An 18,662-nucleotide genomic window follows, 5' to 3' on the forward strand; every position below is an offset into this window, starting at 1 on the left:
GTACTTTCGCTTAGGTTAGTCTCATAAAACACCCCCAACCTAGTCAAAAGCCTTACTTTCACTTAGGTTAGCACCGCAAAACCGCCCCAACCTAGTCGAAAGCCGCACTTTCGCTTAGGTTGGCCTCGCCAAAAGCCCCCAACCTAGTCGAAAGCCGCACTTTCACTTAGGTTAGCGCCGCAAAAAGCTCCCAACCTAGTCGAAAGCCGCGTTTTCGCTTAGGTTAGCGCCAAAAAACCGCCCCAACCTAGTCGAAAGCCGCACTTTCACTTAGGTTAGCGCCAAAAAACAGCCCCAACCTAGTCGAAAGCCGCACTTTCACTTAGGTTAGCGCCAAAAAACAGCCCCAACCTAGTCGAAAGCCGCACTTTCACTTAGGTTAGCACCGCAAAACAGCCCCAACCTAGTCGAAAGCCGCACTTTCACTTAGGTTAGCGCCGCCAAAAGCCCCCAACCTAGTCGAAAGCCGCACTTTCGCTTAGGTTGGCCTCGCCAAAAGCTCCCAACCTAGTCGAAAGCCGCACTTTCACTTAGGTTAGCGCCGCCAAAAGCCCCCAACCTAGTCGAAAGCCGCACTTTCACTTAGGTTAGCGCCGCCAAAAGCTCCCAACCTAGTCGAAAGCCGCGTTTTCACTTAGGTTAGCACCGCAAAACAGCCCCAACCTAGTCGAAAGCCGCACTTTCACTTAGGTTAGCGCCGCCAAAAGCCCCCAACCTAGTCGAAAGCCTTACTTTCACTTAGGTTAGCGCCGCAAAAAGCTCCCAACCTAGTCGAAAGCCGCGTTTTCGCTTAGGTTAGCGCCACAAAACAGCCCCAACCTAGTCGAAAGCCGCACTTTCGCTTAGGTTGGCCTCGCCAAAAGCCTTACTTTCACTTAGGTTAGCACCGCAAAACACCCCCAACCTAGTCAAAAGTCGTTTGTTTCTCTTTAAAAAATTTCTGTACTTTATATTTTCCCTGGAGCAATCGTCCGTAAGACTCCCGCTTCAAAAAATGAGAAGATCAAGTTGTTCACGTGGGAGTAAGGGACGATAGCACCCCCGAATGGTTTAACTAAAAATCAGTGGGGGACTACCTAAAAACTCCCACTGATTGAATTTTCACTTTATTTGTACGTTTGTCTAAGAATACAGTTCTATTTTTCATATGTTCTTAATAAAATAGTTCGAAACCAGATTACATAAAAAAGGTAATTTGGATTTTTGCATGAAGGAGGGAGTTTTAGGATTTTATGTAGTGTAGAGAAACAATATAGGGAGGCAGTGTTATTGAAAAAACTTTTTAGCAATAAACTATCAATCAGCTTTTTAATATTTTTAGTATTTTTTTCACTATTTAATCCGATTTTTGCTTCGGCAAATACGAACCAACTTCCAGTGGATCAGTTTGAAAATGGAGAAAAACTAAGCAAGATACAAGAAGTAATCGATCAACACCAAGCTTTGGTTGCTGGGGATCCTGTTGTACATCCGTTCTTAGAAAATATCGATGAGGGTGAAAAAGTTGATGTTATTGTTCAGCTTTCAGAAGGATCAGTTGCAATCGAAAAAGGTAGAAGAGCATTACAAGGGAAAAAATTGAGTGTTTCTGAGGAAACTTCTGTTCTGAGAAAAGTAGAATCACAACAGAAAGGCTTTGAAAAAAAATTATCTCAAGAAAAGATTGATTATGTAAGAAGTTTTACTTACCGACATGCTGTAAATGGTGTGGCAATGTCGATTACAGCAAGAGATATAGAAAAACTAGTAAACATAGATGAAGTGATTAGTGTTGATATTGATGAAAAAGTATATGCACTTGAAGATGTAGCAAACGCAGAGACAGCTTCTCCTTTAATGGATACAAGTATAGACTTTTTAGATGTATCCGGACTTTGGGAAATGGGTTACGAGGGTCAAGGAGTTAAAGTAGCTGTCCTTGATACGGGAATTGACTATGAGCATCCCGATTTTGAGGGAGTTTATAAAGGTGGCTTTAACTTTGTACCGCAAGAGAATAATCCGATGTATGCCCGCCCACGTGACGACAACGATCCATATGAAACGAGCCCACTGGATAGAGCAGAAAATGAACCCGAGTATAGTAATGGAAACTCTTTTTATACCAATCACGGAACACATGTAGCGGGAACGATTGCTGCCATAGGAGCAAATGAATATGGTATTCAAGGACTTGCACCACAAGTTGATTTGTATGCTTATCGAGTTTTAGGAGCGTATGGAAGTGGTCAATTTTCTTGGATTCTTGCAGGTATTGATAAATCGGTGGAAGAAGAGATGGATATTATCAATCTATCATTAGGTGGAGGAAATAATGATTCCACTACGGTAGAGGCTGCGGCAATCAATAATGCAGCACTAGCAGGAGTAACGGCAGTCATTGCTACTGGAAATAGTGGCCCAAATCGTGAAACTATTGGGCAACCAGCTGTTGCGCCACTAGGGATTGCAGTTGGAAACTCTACTTCACCGCAAATCGAATACCAAACAGAATTGACAGTGGAAGCAGGAGACTATGCTGATCAATACGAAGCGGAATTAATGGCCTGGACTTTTGGTTCTGAACCAGCAGATATATTAACAGGTACTTTTGACGTTGTAGCAGTACCAAACATTGGAGCAGCTTCTGATTATGAAGATTTAAATGTAGATGGAAAAGTAGCATTGGTTTCACGTGGTGAGATTCCATTTGTAGAAAAAATAGAAGTTGCCAAAAACGCAGGTGCAGTTGGAGTTATTTTACACAACAATGTAGCTGGCGCTGGACCAGCTGGATTTTTATTAGGCGATTCTTTTCAATTTATTCCCACTGCAGATATACCAACTGAAAAAGGTCTATCGTTTAGAGAAGCAATTGAAGCGTCTGAAGATAAACTTGGTCAAGTGACTTTCCAAAATTTTGTTAGTGAAAAAAATGGCGGAGATCTAGTGAATAACTCTAGTTCCAGAGGTCCGACAACACCTTATTTCGATATTAAACCCGATGTTGTCGCACCTGGAACAAACATTATGTCTACTGTTCCAGCTTACTTAAGGGACTTTCCAGAAGCCAACTATGAAACTTCTTACGATAGATTCACAGGAACGAGTATGGCGGCACCACATGTTGCTGGTGTAGCTGCATTATTGTTATCGCTAAACCCTGATTGGGGACCGTTTGATTTAAAAGTAGCCATGTCCAATACGGCAAAACAGTTAGATACTTCACAATTCGATGTATTTGATCAAGGTTCAGGACGTGTGCAACCGATGAAGGCTGCGACGGCAGAAGCGTTAGCCTATTCACTAGCTACCTTTGAACAAGAGTATGATGAAGATATCGAACACAAGACAGGAACGATTGGGTTTGGTAACGTATTACCAAATGAAGAAGAAGTAGTGACTATCACAAGACAAATTGAAGTTCGTAACTTAACAGATAAGTCAAGTGATTATGAGGTTAGTATTCAAACGACGAAGCAACCTACGGAAGAATTATCTGGTGCAAAGGTTTCTGTAGATAAAGAAACATTTACATTAACCGATCACGAACTCCTGACGGTAACGTTAACAGTACCAGCTGGAAACTCGACGACAACAAATGAATTATTTGGCTATATACAAATCACGAATGGAACGACCCATCTATCCTTGCCGTTTGCTGCGGATTTATCATCGCAAGAATTAACAGGCCTAGAGTATATGACAATAGATGATGAAGCGATCGCTCCAAATGGAAATGGAAAATTTGAATCGACTACTTTGCGTTACGGTTTATATGATATGCAATGGGATACAATTTTTGAAGTATTTGATTTGAATGATCCAGATGGTGGCTATTACGAAGATGGATATATTGGATATCTACCATCAACTCTCCTAGACTTCCTACCAGGTGCTAATACATTAGATGTAGATGGCAGCTATATCGATTGGGAAACTAATGAAGAATTAGATATTCCTGAAGGTGCTTATGCGATTTTTATGAATAATTATTCTGTAGGGCAGCAATTAGGTTATGTAGCACCTTTCTATGTGAAAACGTCGAATCCAGAAATTTCGTTGTCTGATGTTTCAGAAGAATTGGATGGAAAACCACTAGAACTTACAGGTTTTGTTGAGGATTCTTTCATAGATTATAAATCTACAATCGAGATGATGCTTGGATTACCATACGATGTTAATGATAAGTTAGCTGTTCAATATGAAATTACAAATGAAGAAGAAACGATCGTAGTAACAGATACGGTTGAATTAGAACAAGATGGTTCTTTTGTAATAACGTTACCTGAATTAGAATACGGTACGAATACACTGACGCTAACAGTTGAGGATATCGTGGCGAATGATGTAACAGAAGAACTATTGCTTCATGTAGTCAAAGAGCCAGAAGAATTTTCTATTGTATTAACACCAGCTACTACTGACCCTACTGAAGGTCCAGTCAAGATTGCTGTCGATACGGATAGTACGGAAGAATTGGTAGAATTAAAGTGGTTAGCGGGTGAAAAAGTAGCAGACGACTTTGTAGAATCTGGTTTTGTGATTGATTTAGAAGAAAAAACTTTCGAAGTGGAAGAAAACGGTACTTATACGGTATTCGCAAAAAATGATGCGGAGGTAACAACAGTTCAAACGATAACGATTGATAATATCGTCGTTCCTCCTGCACCGATTCAACTTGTTGCGACGCCATCTACTACAGAGCAAACGGAAGAACCGGTTACCATTTTTGTTGAAGCAGATAATGAAGATTTATTGGTGGAACTGAAATGGTTAGCGGGTGAAAAAGTAGTAGAGGATTTTGCAGAGGCTGGAGAAGACATTTTAGAGGAAAAAGCTTTTGAAGTAGACAAAAATGGCGTTTATACCATTTATGCTTCAAATGAACTTGGTGTAGAAGAGATCATCACAATCACGATAACAAATATTGTTGATCCGGCAGCACCAATTACGATCGATCTATCTCCATCCACAACGGAACCTACAGAAGGGCCGGTTTCTGTTGTGGTGGATGTAGAAACAGATGCCGATTTAGTTGCATTGAAATGGTTAGCAGGTGAAAAAGTTGCAGCAGATTTTGAAAATGCAGGTACAGATATTCTTGATACAAAAGTATTTGAAGTAACTGAGAACGGTGTGTACTCGGTCTACGCTAGGAACAGTGATGGTGTAGAAGTAGTTCAATTGATCTCGATTGAAAATATCGTAGAACCACCAGCACCGATTGAATCTGTATCCCTATCGCCATCCACAACGGAACCAACAGAAGGACCGGTTTCTGTTGTGGTGGATGTAGAAACAGATGCCGATTTAGTTGCATTGAAATGGTTAGCAGGTGAAAAAGTTGCAGCAGATTTTGAAAATGCAGGTACAGATATTCTTGATACAAAAGTATTTGAAGTAACTGAGAACGGTGTGTACTCGGTCTACGCTAGGAACAGTGATGGTGTAGAAGTAGTTCAATTGATCTCGATTGAAAATATCATAGAACCACCAGCACCGATTAAATCTGTAGCCCTAACGCCATCCACAACAGAACCAACAGAAGGAAAGGTAACCATTTCTGTCGATATCGATACAGATGCAGAGCTAGCAGAATTAAAATGGTTGGCGGGAGAAAAAACAGTTGCAGATTTTGAAAATGCGGGTGAGGATTTCCTAGCAACAAGAACATTCGAAGTATCAGAAAATGGGGTATACACGGTATTTGTTTTAACTAATGATGGCGTGGCGGAAGTACACGTTATTACTGTGGACAATATTGTGGAATCAGAAACGGAGGACCCAGATCCAGACCCAGATCCAAACCCAGATCACGAGCCAGAACCAGATTCCGAAGAAGAAGAGGAAAAACCAGGTGACTCAACCTCGAATAAAGAAGAAAAGTCGGATTCAAAAGATGTAGTAGAAAAAGAAGACGTAGAAATAAGCGCTACAGAAAAGAAAAATGAAAAGCCAGTTAGCGGTAATCTTCCAGACTCTGCAACACCTATTTTCAATTATCTAACAGTCGGATTCCTACTAAGTGTAATTGGAGTAGTTGTTCTTCTTTTCCTTCATTTGAAAAAGAAGAAAAGAAAACTTGTGTAAAATAGAAAATTGAATATAGTTAGAATTAGAGAGCCTTTTTCATCATTGAAAGGCTCTTTTTTTATCATTAATATAGATGCAAAAGATGTTCTAGTATAGCAGTAGGATCTGGATAGTGTCACACTATAGCGTGACATGACAAGCATTCGCTTGTCAATATCAGCCCCTTATAAAGTGAATCTTCAATCAGTGGGAGTCTTACGGACGGTTGCTCCGGGACAAAATATAGCTTCTAATTTTTTTAAAAAAACCGAGTAGTTTTCCTGGTTTTTCTTATGCCGGAAGAACCGTCTGTTTCTAATTAAACGCTATCATTAGGCAAGTCAGGCTTTCTAGATTGCTATGGTGACAGATTTGCATTACAATGAGAAAATAACTTTTCAGCAAATGGAGAAATAAAGAATAGGTTGCCGTTTGCTAGCGCTAAGCATTTTTTGCAAAGGAGATACATTAGATGACTATCGTATATTTTGTTAGACATGCAGAATCAAACGTTAACAATCATGATGATTTAAGTCGAGAACTCACAGAAAAAGGAAAGAAAGATCGTAAATTAGTTACTAAATTTTTGCTAGAAAAAAGAATAGATCTTGTCTTCTCTAGCCCTTATAAGCGGGCGGTGGATACGGTTAAAGATTTTGCCGATCAGGAGGGGTATGCTATTCAAAAGATTGATGATTTTAGAGAACGAAAAGTAGATGCTGGTTGGATTGATGACTTTTCGTCCTTTGCTAAACAACAGTGGGAAGATTTTAATTACAAACGATCAGAAGGGGAATCATTACATGAAGTTCAGGAAAGGAACATCGCTGCACTTCATGCAATTTTAGAAGATCATGGAAACAAAAATATAGTCATCGGTAGTCATGGCACTGCATTAAGTACAGTCATCAACTATTATGATGGTTCATTTGGGTTTCAGGATTTTGAAAAAATTAAAACGCTCATGCCATGGATCGTTCAATTTACTTTTGAAGGAAAGCAATGTACAGGCATTAAGAGTATAGATATTTTGAATGGTTATTAGAAAATCCTGTTCTAATACCCCACTTCACGTTTTGCATGAATACATATTCGTTAGTAACGATTCATTACTAACATTTGCTCACAACGACTAAGGATTGAAAAATGAGACGGATTGAAGTTTCACTTTATGCAAACATCAAGCATAGATAATTTTGGAATGCACATTCAAAACAAACCCGGTAGTTTCTATGAAACAAGCCTAGTTACAGCCATTAAGTCGGGTGTATGATTATCCAAAAAATGACGGATTTTCTCGTTTTTGTGCAAATAATAAAAAAATCCTTAAAATCATGTTAAAATCACGCTCTTGTGTTACAATAGCTTTTTTGACAGAAATTAAGCTAAGGAGAGATTCTATATGCCGAAAAAAATTGGTTTTGCGCGAGGGTATATGGCGAAGTGGTTATTTTACGCTACGTTAATTGGAATTGGTGGAGGTATATCTGCGCTATTGTTAAATACGGCTATTAATTGGGTTTCTCAATGGGGTAACCGTGTTCCCCTAGTGATTGCCCCAGTTATAGGGGGAATTTTGGTCTCTCTTTTATTTAAGATAGATCCGAATGTTTCAGGGTCAGGAACGCCAAAATATATTGATGGAATTAATTTGTTTAAAGGACGGATCACCAAGAGAACTTGGTTAACCAAACTTTTAGCTTCTGCTTCCACCATTGGTTTTAATGGAAGTGGTGGTGTCGAGGGGCCAATGCTTTTAATGGGTGGTAGTTTGGCGAACTGGCTGACGTCCATACCTTTTATTAATCGCAGGATCAATAAAGAAGACCGAAGAATTCTAACAGTATGCGGTGCGGCTGGCGCGATTGGCGCTATATTCCGATCACCATTAGGTGGCGGTATTTTTGCAGCAGAACTTCTATATAAGTCCTCTTTACATTATAGTGATATGTTTCCTGCTATTTTATCCTCTACAATGGGTTTTGTTGTTTATGCAACATTTGGTAAAACAGATCCATTGTTTACTATTCCAGCATATTTACCGAATCCCGCTAATGTACTATACTTTATCCTTGCTGGTGTTTTAGCTGGTTATGCAGCGCTTTTATTTATGACGATCTATCATAAAGTGGATAAACTTGGAGATCGACTTTCGAAAAAAAAATTCGGGGGTTATCTACCGGTTTTGGGTGGAATACTCACAGGTATCGTGTTAATTTACTTCCCAGAAGCGGGCGGTACGGGTTCTAGCTTTATTCAACAAATCATAGAGAGTTCTTTCCATACACATTTTTTGATTCTTCTACTATTAGCAAAAATGTTAGCTACAGCTTTTACCGTAGGCTTTCGTGGTAGTGCAGGACTAGTTATTCCCGCTCTTTTTATTGGAGCAGTAACAGGTGGCATTATCGGGAATTTTTTAGCTCCAACGAGTGTGGACCTTGCTTCTTCCATGGTAATAGCGGGAATGGCAGCAAGTCTTTCGAGTATTGCAAATGCACCGATTGCTGCAGCAGTTATGTTGATCGAAATGGTTGGGTTTCAAGTTGGTGGCGCTGCGGTGGTAGGTAGTGTGATGGGCTTTATCGTAGGGCAGAAGAAAATGATTTATGTGGATATGCATCATGACGATCCGGATTTTCGTTCAGGTAAAGAATTTCGTAAAATTGATCGTTATTTTGAAAAATAGAATAAATCAAAAAAACACTTCGAATCGAATTGAAGTGTTTTTTTTGATGGTAAAAGTGAATTTTTTACTGTTTCGAATTGACTATTTACAAATAAAGGATACATAACTTGTATAATCATCTTCAATAAATCGTAATAATTTTGATTTACGATTGACTAACTACTTAGTATTGATTATAGTAAATAAATGTATAGCGAAAATAGTAATCATTACGATTTAAGTGAGGTAATATTTCTCTGTGGTGCAACATAATATACATTAAATCGTAATGATTATGCTTTGTGATGTGGTGAAACCCATATTCAGTGATACTTAAATCAGCTGGGTTTTCGATTTCCTCCAACATGTTGTTAGTTTAACTATATGGTGTACTAGCATCTGTTACTTCGACTTAAACAACTTTCATTCTTCATTTGTTTCGAAGTGGAAGTCTTACGTTAGGGTGCTTTTAAAAAATAATAAAACGAAAGGGTGGGACTGTAAAAATGAAAAAAACAATCTATAAAATCACTGCAATTATCTTGTTCATTTTTCTTATCGGCTGTGAAGATGCGAATGATCTATCGGAGGATATCGATCAAGAAAATAAATCCCTGACATTGTTATTTAGCTTTCCTTCTTCTACCATTGACCCACATCAAGATTGGATGGGAGTTCGTGCTGGGATTGCTGAGACGCTAGTGAAGATTGATCAAGATTTATCTATTCAACCATGGCTGGCTGAAAATTGGGAACAAGAAGATGAGCAAACTTGGAGATTTACGCTGAGAGAGGGTCTTACATTTCATGATGATACCCCTGTTGATGGAAATGCGGTCAAAGCATCGTTCGAAAGATTGTTAGAAGTAAATGATGCGATGGCTAACAATTTAAAAATTGAATCCATTGAAGCGGATGGACGAGACATATTATTTGTAACTTCTGAATCCTACCCAACGTTTGTTTCAGAATTGGTACATACGAATACTTCCATTATTAAGGTGGATACAGAAAATATCAATGAACAACCAATCGGAACAGGACCATTTCAAGTAGTTGATTTTACTACAGAGTCAAAAATTGAACTTGAACGCTATGAGGATTATTGGGATGGGGTAGCACTTATTGATAAGGTAACGGTTCAGTTCAATTCAGACGGAAATGTGCGTGGATTAGCACTTCAATCAGGAGAAGCGGATATTGCTTATCATTTACCGCCAGAAACGCTAGCTCCAATTGAACAAAGAGACGACCTCCGAGTTGAATCTGTATCGAGTTTACGTGTGCATTTCCTTCTATACAATATGAAAAGCTCACCACTACAAGATCAAAACGTAAGACAAGCGTTAGACTTACTTATTGATCGTCAAATAATCGCTGACGAAATCATGGCAGGTCATGCAACGGTAGCGAATGGACCTTTTCACCCGGATTTTTCTTTTTCCAATGATGGCGCACCGGAAAGTTATGATCCTGAACAAGCTGAATCATTATTGAAGCAAGCTGGTTATCAAAAAAATGCAGATGGTCAACTTGAAAAAGATAACGAAGTACTTCAACTCACCTTAGCAACGTATCAAGGGAGACCTGAATTACCACAAATGGCTCAATATCTTCAAGCCGAAGCATCGAAACTTGGAATTGAAATAAATATCGTTACGGTTGAGAATGTTGATGCGTATCTATGGGAACAACAAACGGAATGGGATCTTGTTACGTACTCGATGTTGAGTGCTCCAAGAGGAGATGGTGGTTACTTCCTTAATGTAGCCTTTTCGCCAGATGGTTCTCTAAACCCTGGAGATATTTATATAGAAGATGTAAATGCATTGATTACACAATTGAATCAAACGTCAACGATTGAGGAACGAATTCAACTGCAAAAACAAATGGTTGATATTATTCAAGAGGAAGTACCACAATCGTATATCGTGTACCCACATATTATTGTTGGTGTGAATAACCGGGTGAAAAATTGGACACCAGGATCTGAAGAATATTATCTCATAACAAATGAACTTGATCTTGAATAAAAAAAGCACTGAATCTAATTTTTAGTGTGTTTCCACAACAGATGCGGAAAGAAAACAATCGTTTTTTTACCCCCTATGAATCAGTGAGTGATGTTTGATACTCACTGATTTATGTTTTACTTAATTGAAAGGTATGGAGGTGTGTTATGCGACTTGTTTTTTCGATGATCGGGAAACGTATTACTCAATTACTTATTATGTTTTTACTATTATCCTTCATTACTTTTGTGTTAATGAAGTTGACACCGGGGGATCCAGTCAGAACTATTTTAAATGTAGAAGATGTTTCAACGACAACTGCTCAAGAAGAACTAATCAAACAACAGTACGGATTTGATCGTCCTATTTTGATTCAATATGGGGAATGGTTAAGCAATGTTGTGCAATTAGACTTGGGGGAATCCATTATCGCTAAGCAACCAGTGCTTCAGCTGATCATCAATCGTTTACCTGCTTCAGTTGCTTTAACGATAGGAGGATTAGTTGCTCTTTTAGTCATTGCGGTTCCTTTTAGTGTCTTAGCAGCTATTTATGAAAATAAATGGCCAGATTATTTGTGTAGAGGGGTGGCAATCATCGGAGCTTCTATCCCTAGCTTCTGGTTAGGATTGCTGCTGATTTTCTTTTTTTCCTTACAACTTAATTTGTTACCAGTAATGGGAAGAGGAACGTTAGCGCATTACATTTTACCGTCCGTCACATTGGGAATGGCAATGGCTCCTGTTTATATAAAATTATTGCGTGAACAATTGATTGATATTTTACAGAGTTCCTATATAGAGTCTGCTATCGCTCGTGGAATTCCTCGATGGAGAATCTTGTTGTTTCATGCTATACGTGGAAGTTTGATTCCGTTAGTAACGATGTTCGGTTTAAGTATTGGAAGCTTACTAGGCGGAATTACAGTTATTGAAATGCTTTTTTCGTGGCCAGGTATGGGAGAATTAATTGTAAATGCCGTTACACAAAGAGACTATCCACTGATTCAAGGTTATATCATTGTCGTTGGATCTTTAGTAGTCTTCATTAATCTATTGGTTGATCTAATTACGATGTTAATTAATCCTCAAATTATGCAGGAAGCGAGACGTGCGCAATGAAAAAAGGAAATGCAACGCTATTTAATCTTCCGATAACAACAAAATTAGGAATTACTCTTGTGTCCTTTCTGTTGATCCTTATCTTTTTTGGTGAATGGATCATGCCATATGATCCATTTCAAATAGACATGAACAATCGTTTAGAGAGCATGTCACACCAGCATTGGTTAGGCACAGATCAGCTAGGAAGAGACATTTTTTCTCGGATTGTTTACGGTGCTAAGCTTACGATCGGATTAGGGGTAATTACTATTATCTTATCTGTCATTGTCGGTGTACCAATCGGTCTTATTTCTGGTTTTAGTGGTGGCAAAATCGATGCTGTATTTATGCGTATCATTGATGCCATTCTCACATTTCCTGATTTTATTTTAGCAATAGCGATAGCTGGTTTATTAGGGCCAAGCTTGACAAACATTGTCATTGCCATTGTTCTTGTTCGGTGGATTGTTTATGCACGTCTTGTTCGCAGTCAGGTACTGGAACTAAAGCAACAAGAATATATCCTCGCATCAAAAATCAGTTATTCAAGTAAGTGGCGAACCATAAGGATGCATATTTTACCACATCTCATACCAACAATTATTGCGATTGGTGCTGTAGATGTCGGAAAAGTTATTCTGCTAATTTCATCATTATCTTATATTGGACTCGGTGCGCAACCGCATATTCCAGAATGGGGAGCAATGTTAAATGATGGACGAGGATATTTTCAAGTTGTACCAGCATTAATGATGTATCCAGGCTTAGCGATTATGCTAACTGTGTTGATTTTTCATTTACTTGGAGATGGATTAAAGAATCGTTTTGATATTAGAAAAAGGGGGCTGAGGAAATGAAAGACCAGCTTATTTCAATCGAGCATCTGTTTGTTACATTGAATGGAAGTCATCAGCCACTACTTGAAGACGTGAACCTAACCATAAAGATGGGGGAAATGGTTGGTCTAATTGGAGAAAGTGGAAGTGGAAAGAGCCTCACTTCCCGAGCGGTTACAGGACTTCTACCTAAAGAAATGCGTGTAAGTGGTCGTATTTCTTATGGTGGTAATAACTTATTGGAACTAAGTGACAAAGAACGGTATAAACAATTAGGGATCAAAATTGGTTATATATTTCAAGATTATCGTGGAAGTTTCACTCCTTTTATCCGTATTGGTAAACAAATGACAGAAACCATTCGTACTCATATAAAGCTCACAAAAAAACAATCCGAGCAATTAGCTAGAGAGGTGCTAAATGAGGTGGGTTTGGAGGATAAAACGATCTATCATCGTTTTCCTTTTCAATTAAGCGGTGGGCAAATTCAAAGAGCGGCCGTTGCGATGACTTTAGCTTTAAAGCCCGAGTTAATTATTTGTGATGAGATGACTACGGCTTTAGATGTCATTACAGGAGAAAAAGTATTAAATTATCTTGCTAAAGTTCAAAAAGAAACAGGTTGTGCAGTTCTAATTATCACTCATGACCTTGCTCAAGCCTATAAACACACGAATCGAATATATGTGATGCAGCAAGGCAGAATTGTTGAAGAAGGTCTGTCTGAGGAAGTGCGTTGTCATCACAAACATCCTTATACAAAAAAATTATGCTCCTGTTTGCTTGCATTACCGGGTGAAGATTTGATTACTACAGCTAGTCAGGTGATGGTGAAATGAAGACTCTAACAATAGAAAAATTAACGAAAAGTTATGCTAAGGAGACAGTAGCACTAGATGAATTTTCTCTTGGAATAGATCAAGGAGGATGCATTGGAATTGTAGGGGAAAGTGGTAGTGGGAAAAGTACTCTTGCTCGTATTCTTTTAGGATTAGAATCCTTCGATCAAGGTCAAATTCTATTTAAAGGATTACAAATACCACCAAAGAAAAAGAAGGATTATCGTGATTATCGACGAGATGTTCAAATGGTCTTTCAAGATGCTACGAGTGCATTAAATCCTAAGTTACCAATTTGGAAAATTATATTAGAACCATTAGATAACTTTAAGGAAGTAAAACCTTCTTTTATAAAAGAGGACGGTTTGTCTAGAAAAGCTGTCGCGAGTCACTTATTAGAAATGGTGGGGTTAGAGCGAGAATTCGTTGATCGATATCCTTATCAATTAAGTGGTGGACAAAAACAACGTGTGAGTATCGCTAGAGCAATCAGTCTTGAACCTAGTTTGTTAATATGTGACGAACCAACCGCAAGTTTGGATGTAACTGTACAATTTCAGATTTTAGAATTACTAAAGAAATTACAAGAAGAAACCAACATGACGATTCTATTTATTTCTCATGATATTCGAGCCGTTACTTTTCTTTGTGAAAAAATTGTTGTTCTAAAGCAAGGCATCATTGTTGATCATTTCCATATGAAAGATTTATATAAGAAAAATCGTCATCTTTATACAAAGCAATTGATCAAGGTGGCGTCATTATCATAAATTACCTAGTTGAAGGAGTATAATTGAAGCACATGAACACCACTCTTCCTAATAAAAATAGCAAAATAACGAATAATTCTATGTATCTTAAACTAGCAGTTCCTTTAATTATATCTGGTGTGTCTACTCCGATTTTAGGGGCGGTTGATACTGCTGTTGTTGGAAGAATGACAGACCCGTCTTACATTGGAGGGGTTGCAATTGGCACGGTTATCTTTAACACCATGTATTGGTTGTTAGGATTTCTTCGTGTAAGCACAAGTGGATTTACTGCACAAGCTGAAGGAGCGAATAACGAAAAAGAAATTGTTTTATCATTATTACGTCCAATGATTATCTCCATTCTATGTGGACTTTTATTTATTCTTTTTCAAAAACCAATATTGAACATTTCCCTTACTTTGATGGGAGGAAGTGACGCAGTTTTATCATCTGCAGAAACATACTTTTCTATTCGGATCTGGGGTGCTCCGTTTATTTTATTAAGCTATACCATTATCGGATGGTTAATCGGACTCGGGAAAGTAGGATTATCTTTAACTACTCAAATTGCTATGAATCTACTTAATATTGTGTTAGATATTCTTTTTGTGCTTGTTTTTAACATGGGCGTTGCTGGGATTGCTTATGCAACTGTCCTTTCAGAAATTAGTGTGATTTTGACTGCTATCATTTTTGTGTTTTTTCATCACCGCGCAAGGATAAAAGCAATATCGTTTCATTTGTTACTGAATCGACGTTCATTGGTTCATATGTTTCAAGTGAATCGGGATTTATTTTTGCGAACGATCTGTTTGCTTATAATGACATTTACTTTCACTTCGATTAGTGCAAGTATGGGGGAAAGCATTTTAGCTGCAAATGCGATTATGCTGCAAATTCAATATATTATGGCTTACTTTTTTGGTGGTTTTGCCAATGCATCAAGTATTTTAGTTGGGAGAGCAATTGGTAAAAAACATATCGACACTTATAAACTAGCTCTTACTTATTCAGCTAAATGGGGATTATTTTCCGCTTTTCTTATGTCCCTTACTATTTTCTTATTCGGTAATCATATACTTGGCTTTTTCACAACGATAGAAGAAGTACAAGCAATTGCTAGTCAATTATTAATCTGGATGATTATTTTTCCGTTTACGGGCTTTTGGGGCTTACAGTTGGAGGGGATTTTTTCTGGAGCAACAGAAGCTACTGCGATAAGAAATTCTATTTTACTTGCTTTACTTGTATTTTTTATTACGATGGCCATCTTTATTCCAAGTTATAGTTATCATGGTGTATGGCTTGCTTTTGTTTTATTTAGTTTATCGAGATCTTTCTTTTTGTCTTTATCTATTAAGAAATTAACGAATACTTTTCCACAGAAAACTAGTACTCTCGTGAATTAATAATCATCATAATAATTATCCAATGGAACATATCTTTTCCCGGAGCAACCGTCCGTAAGTTTCAAAACAACAGAAAATCTAAGGCGTACAAGTGGTTAGTCTCTCAATGGTTCAAGCTACTTTAGACCTTCTTTTAGAGTGTTAGGAAAATCGATAACCGGATGGATTTAAGTTTCACTTTATCCCGGAGCAACCGTCCGTAAGACTCCCACTTCAAAATAATGAGAATATCAAGTTGTTTAAGTGGGAGTAACGGACGCTAGCACCCCAAATGGTTCAAAGGCCTTTAGGTCATCCTTTAGGGCTAACAATCAGTGGGGGAATACCTAAAAACCCCCCACTGATTGAAGTTTCACTTTATCCAGTAAAAAAAGCAAAGTGCTCCTAATCAGCACTTTGCTTTTCTGTTTGATAAGGATATGATAAAAATGTTCCACGAGATAACAACATTAATAGCGTTCAACTCATAATTTATTGTCTACTCTGATGTTCCAATCCTTGTATGAGTAACGGAGGATCTTTGGACTGTCCCCTAATAAAAATACTTCTTTCCATTAATAAGCGTAGTGTGGACTAGCTTCTCTTTTTGTTCGATGTACTGTTCCGTGACGATGTTCTGGTGGTGCGTAGATCGAATAGACTTTAAGCGGTGTACGGCCAGTATTGATAATGTTATGCCATTTACCAGCAGGAATAAATATAGCGTAATTCGGATAAACTTCTTCTTGGAAGTTTAGTTGATTTTTTCTATCCCCCATTTTTACAATTCCCTGCCCTTGTTCCACTCGAATAAATTGGTCGTGATCATGGTGAACCTCTAAACCAATATCATCGCCAGCATTTATATGCATTAGTGTAAGTTGCATATACTTTCCTGTCCAGAGAGCGGTTCGAAAATTCGTGTTTTTTTTCGTAGTTTCCTTTATATTTACTACAAATGGTGAAGGTCCGTAATCTCTCCAAGGGAAATGTTGTAAATGATTGTTCCAATATGCTCCCCCTTTATGGTGAGGATGTAAGTTGTTATAAAAATGGTGGTGATGACTCATCGGATAAAAAGACTGATATGGTTGATGTGTAGGATACATCTGATTTCTTCCTTTCATAGCTATTTTAATAAACAGTTTGAATTTTTACATATCATTCTATTCTTTTTCGCTATGTATTGTGCCTATATAGTAAAACTTCGATCATTGGGGCTTTTAGGTTTTCCCCACTGATTGTTAGTCCCAAAGGATGACCTAAAGGCCCTTGAAACCTTCAGGGTGCAAGCGTCCGTTACTCCCACTTCATTTGATCTCTCATTTTTTACGTCTGAATTTTTTTATAAAAAGGAAGGAGACCACCACTATGCAAATGCTAACGGAGATAAGCACAATTTTTTTATCCTGAAGATTTCCCCTGTTATTCCGACTATCATTACGGAGAATTTCTTCTTCGATCGAAATTTCTCCCTCAACCATTACCTCTATCGAGACAAAATAATCTTCATAAGAATCGTGTGTTGCCTCTATGTATAGAGTTGCAACCCCAGGTCCGATAGCAGTAATTGTACCGTCTGGAGAAATTTCAGCTACTTCCTTATCACTTGATTGAAAATAAAAATGAATTTCTTCTATCGGTGTGTCTATGTTTAACGTTTCGTTCTCCCCAACCACAAGAGTGATAGGCTCTTGATGTTGAATGTCTATGTTAAGTTGAGGAGGGGATTTTAACTCAAATACGAAAGGATCACTCCCAATTCCCACTCCTGTTTTTGACTGAACCGATGACCAATTCAAATAAAAAGCAGGACGAATGCCGTTTGTATTAGAAAGAAGATAATGATTATTCCATCCACTATCAGCATTTCCGTTAATACTTCCTAAATGCAGTACGAAGCGAGGCTGAGATTCAGAGTAAAAAACTGAATCGCGTAGCCAATAAGGCCACCAACCACCTGTTCCTGAACCGGGTAATAATAGACCATCTACAGGTCTTGCAGTATGTGGCCAACCATTTTTATAGATGTAATCGTGTAATTCTTGAACAGAAAGCAGAAATACTCGATCTGTAACTAGTTGATAATAAGACGTATCGTAATTTTGCATGACTTGATCAATATCCTCGTGAAATTGATGTCCTTCTTCCCCGCCATCTCGTTTATCAAGATCTGCTTGAGATAATAACACCTTATGTGTAGAGGACTTGATTGCATTTCTTTCTGCTTTCGTAAAGTTTGGATCAGATAAAAAGCCCGGTTCCTTTTCATAGGCATAATCTAGAAAAAAAGAAAAGCGCAAATTATCTTCAGTAGGAGGATTTTGTATCCAGTCAATCTGTCTTTTATCACTGTTTAACCATTGACGAATATTTGAATCTTGCCAATAGTTACTTCCATATTTCTGTCTCAGTTCGCTTTGATGATAATTCCCTGTAACATCAAAAGCTTTATATGTGAGAATTCTGTCCGATAACAATAAGGGATCACCATCACGGTCTATATGAATAACAATCCACTTTATTGCTTTATCGTTGTATTGCCCCAACTGTATGACATCACCTATCTTGGGTGCCGCATACGCATACGAGCTAGCATTAAAACTGAATATTATGGTGGAGCACAAGATGCATAGCAATATTTTTTTTTTCATTCTTTCTCCTCTTTCTGAAGTTTCGTTCCTTTTTGTTTTAAACCCAAAGCATGTTTAATGGAAAAATACTCATAAAGACGTACTCGCTATCCGTTATATCGGCTGATAGGAGATAATAAGTTAGCATGAAAAATTGATAGGATATAGACAACTCAATGGGGTTATTCAATTCAATAAAGTGAAACTTCAAACTTGATATTCTCATTATTTTGAAGTGGGAGTTTTACGGGCGGTTGCGAGGGATAAAATGTATAGAGCGAAAAGTCACGAACCAAATAGATCTTTATATCTATTTTTCAAAAAAAGAAAGAATTGAATGAAAAAATAACATATGATAGAAAAAAGTGAAAACATTA

General features: G+C 38.0%; 11 protein-coding genes. 9 read left to right on the forward strand and 2 right to left on the reverse strand.

Annotated elements, in window-relative coordinates:
* The first annotated feature begins 1,269 nt into the window (after window positions 1–1,269).
* The 9 genes from OWO01_RS07605 (at window position 1,270) to OWO01_RS07645 (ending at window position 15,673) form a co-directional block, all read left to right on the forward strand.
* Window positions 1,270–6,072, forward strand: coding sequence for a S8 family serine peptidase (locus OWO01_RS07605; RefSeq protein WP_272506050.1), 4,803 nt, complete (start codon window positions 1,270–1,272; stop codon window positions 6,070–6,072).
* Window positions 6,073–6,526: 454 nt separating this feature from the next.
* Complete coding sequence (locus OWO01_RS07610; RefSeq protein ID WP_268779846.1) at window positions 6,527–7,099, forward strand: histidine phosphatase family protein; 573 nt, start codon at window positions 6,527–6,529, stop codon at window positions 7,097–7,099.
* Window positions 7,100–7,456: 357 nt separating this feature from the next.
* Window positions 7,457–8,743, forward strand: a complete 1,287-nt coding sequence (locus OWO01_RS07615; protein ID WP_268779847.1) for a chloride channel protein — start codon at window positions 7,457–7,459, stop codon at window positions 8,741–8,743.
* Between the two features lie 485 nt (window positions 8,744–9,228).
* Window positions 9,229–10,755, forward strand: coding sequence for a nickel ABC transporter substrate-binding protein (gene nikA / locus OWO01_RS07620; RefSeq protein ID WP_268779848.1), 1,527 nt, complete (start codon window positions 9,229–9,231; stop codon window positions 10,753–10,755).
* A gap of 146 nt (window positions 10,756–10,901) precedes the next feature.
* Window positions 10,902–11,855 carry a nickel ABC transporter permease gene (gene nikB, locus OWO01_RS07625; RefSeq protein WP_268779849.1) on the forward strand — a complete coding sequence of 318 codons (954 nt, stop codon included), beginning with the start codon at window positions 10,902–10,904 and terminating at the stop codon, window positions 11,853–11,855.
* Window positions 11,852–12,694 (forward strand): nickel transporter permease, encoded by an 843-nt coding sequence (gene nikC, locus OWO01_RS07630; protein ID WP_268779850.1) that lies wholly within the window; start codon window positions 11,852–11,854, stop codon window positions 12,692–12,694. Before nikB ends, nikC begins: the two co-directional genes overlap by 4 nt.
* Window positions 12,691–13,512, forward strand: a complete 822-nt coding sequence (locus tag OWO01_RS07635; RefSeq protein WP_268779851.1) for an ABC transporter ATP-binding protein — start codon at window positions 12,691–12,693, stop codon at window positions 13,510–13,512. Before nikC ends, OWO01_RS07635 begins: the two co-directional genes overlap by 4 nt.
* Window positions 13,509–14,282 carry an ABC transporter ATP-binding protein gene (locus tag OWO01_RS07640; RefSeq protein ID WP_268779852.1) on the forward strand — a complete coding sequence of 258 codons (774 nt, stop codon included), beginning with the start codon at window positions 13,509–13,511 and terminating at the stop codon, window positions 14,280–14,282. Before OWO01_RS07635 ends, OWO01_RS07640 begins: the two co-directional genes overlap by 4 nt.
* Window positions 14,283–14,314: 32 nt before the next feature.
* Window positions 14,315–15,673: an MATE family efflux transporter gene (locus tag OWO01_RS07645; RefSeq protein WP_268779889.1), complete on the forward strand. Its 1,359-nt coding sequence runs from the start codon at window positions 14,315–14,317 to the stop codon at window positions 15,671–15,673.
* Window positions 15,674–16,227: 554 nt separating this feature from the next.
* On the opposite strand, the gene OWO01_RS07650 is transcribed toward OWO01_RS07645, so the two are convergent.
* Together OWO01_RS07650 and OWO01_RS07655 are read right to left on the reverse strand one after the other, a co-directional pair.
* Window positions 16,228–16,761, reverse strand: coding sequence for a cupin domain-containing protein (locus tag OWO01_RS07650; protein WP_268779853.1), 534 nt, complete (start codon window positions 16,759–16,761; stop codon window positions 16,228–16,230).
* 213 nt (window positions 16,762–16,974) lie between these two features.
* The gene (locus OWO01_RS07655) at window positions 16,975–18,306 is read right to left on the reverse strand and encodes a DUF6273 domain-containing protein (protein ID WP_268779854.1); all 1,332 of its coding nucleotides are present in this window, start codon (window positions 18,304–18,306) and stop codon (window positions 16,975–16,977) included.
* Window positions 18,307–18,662 lie beyond the last annotated feature (356 nt).

The sequence above is a fragment of the Natronobacillus azotifigens genome (assembly GCF_026805325.1).
GTDB classification, from domain to species: Bacteria; Bacillota; Bacilli; order Bacillales; family Amphibacillaceae; genus Natronobacillus; species Natronobacillus azotifigens.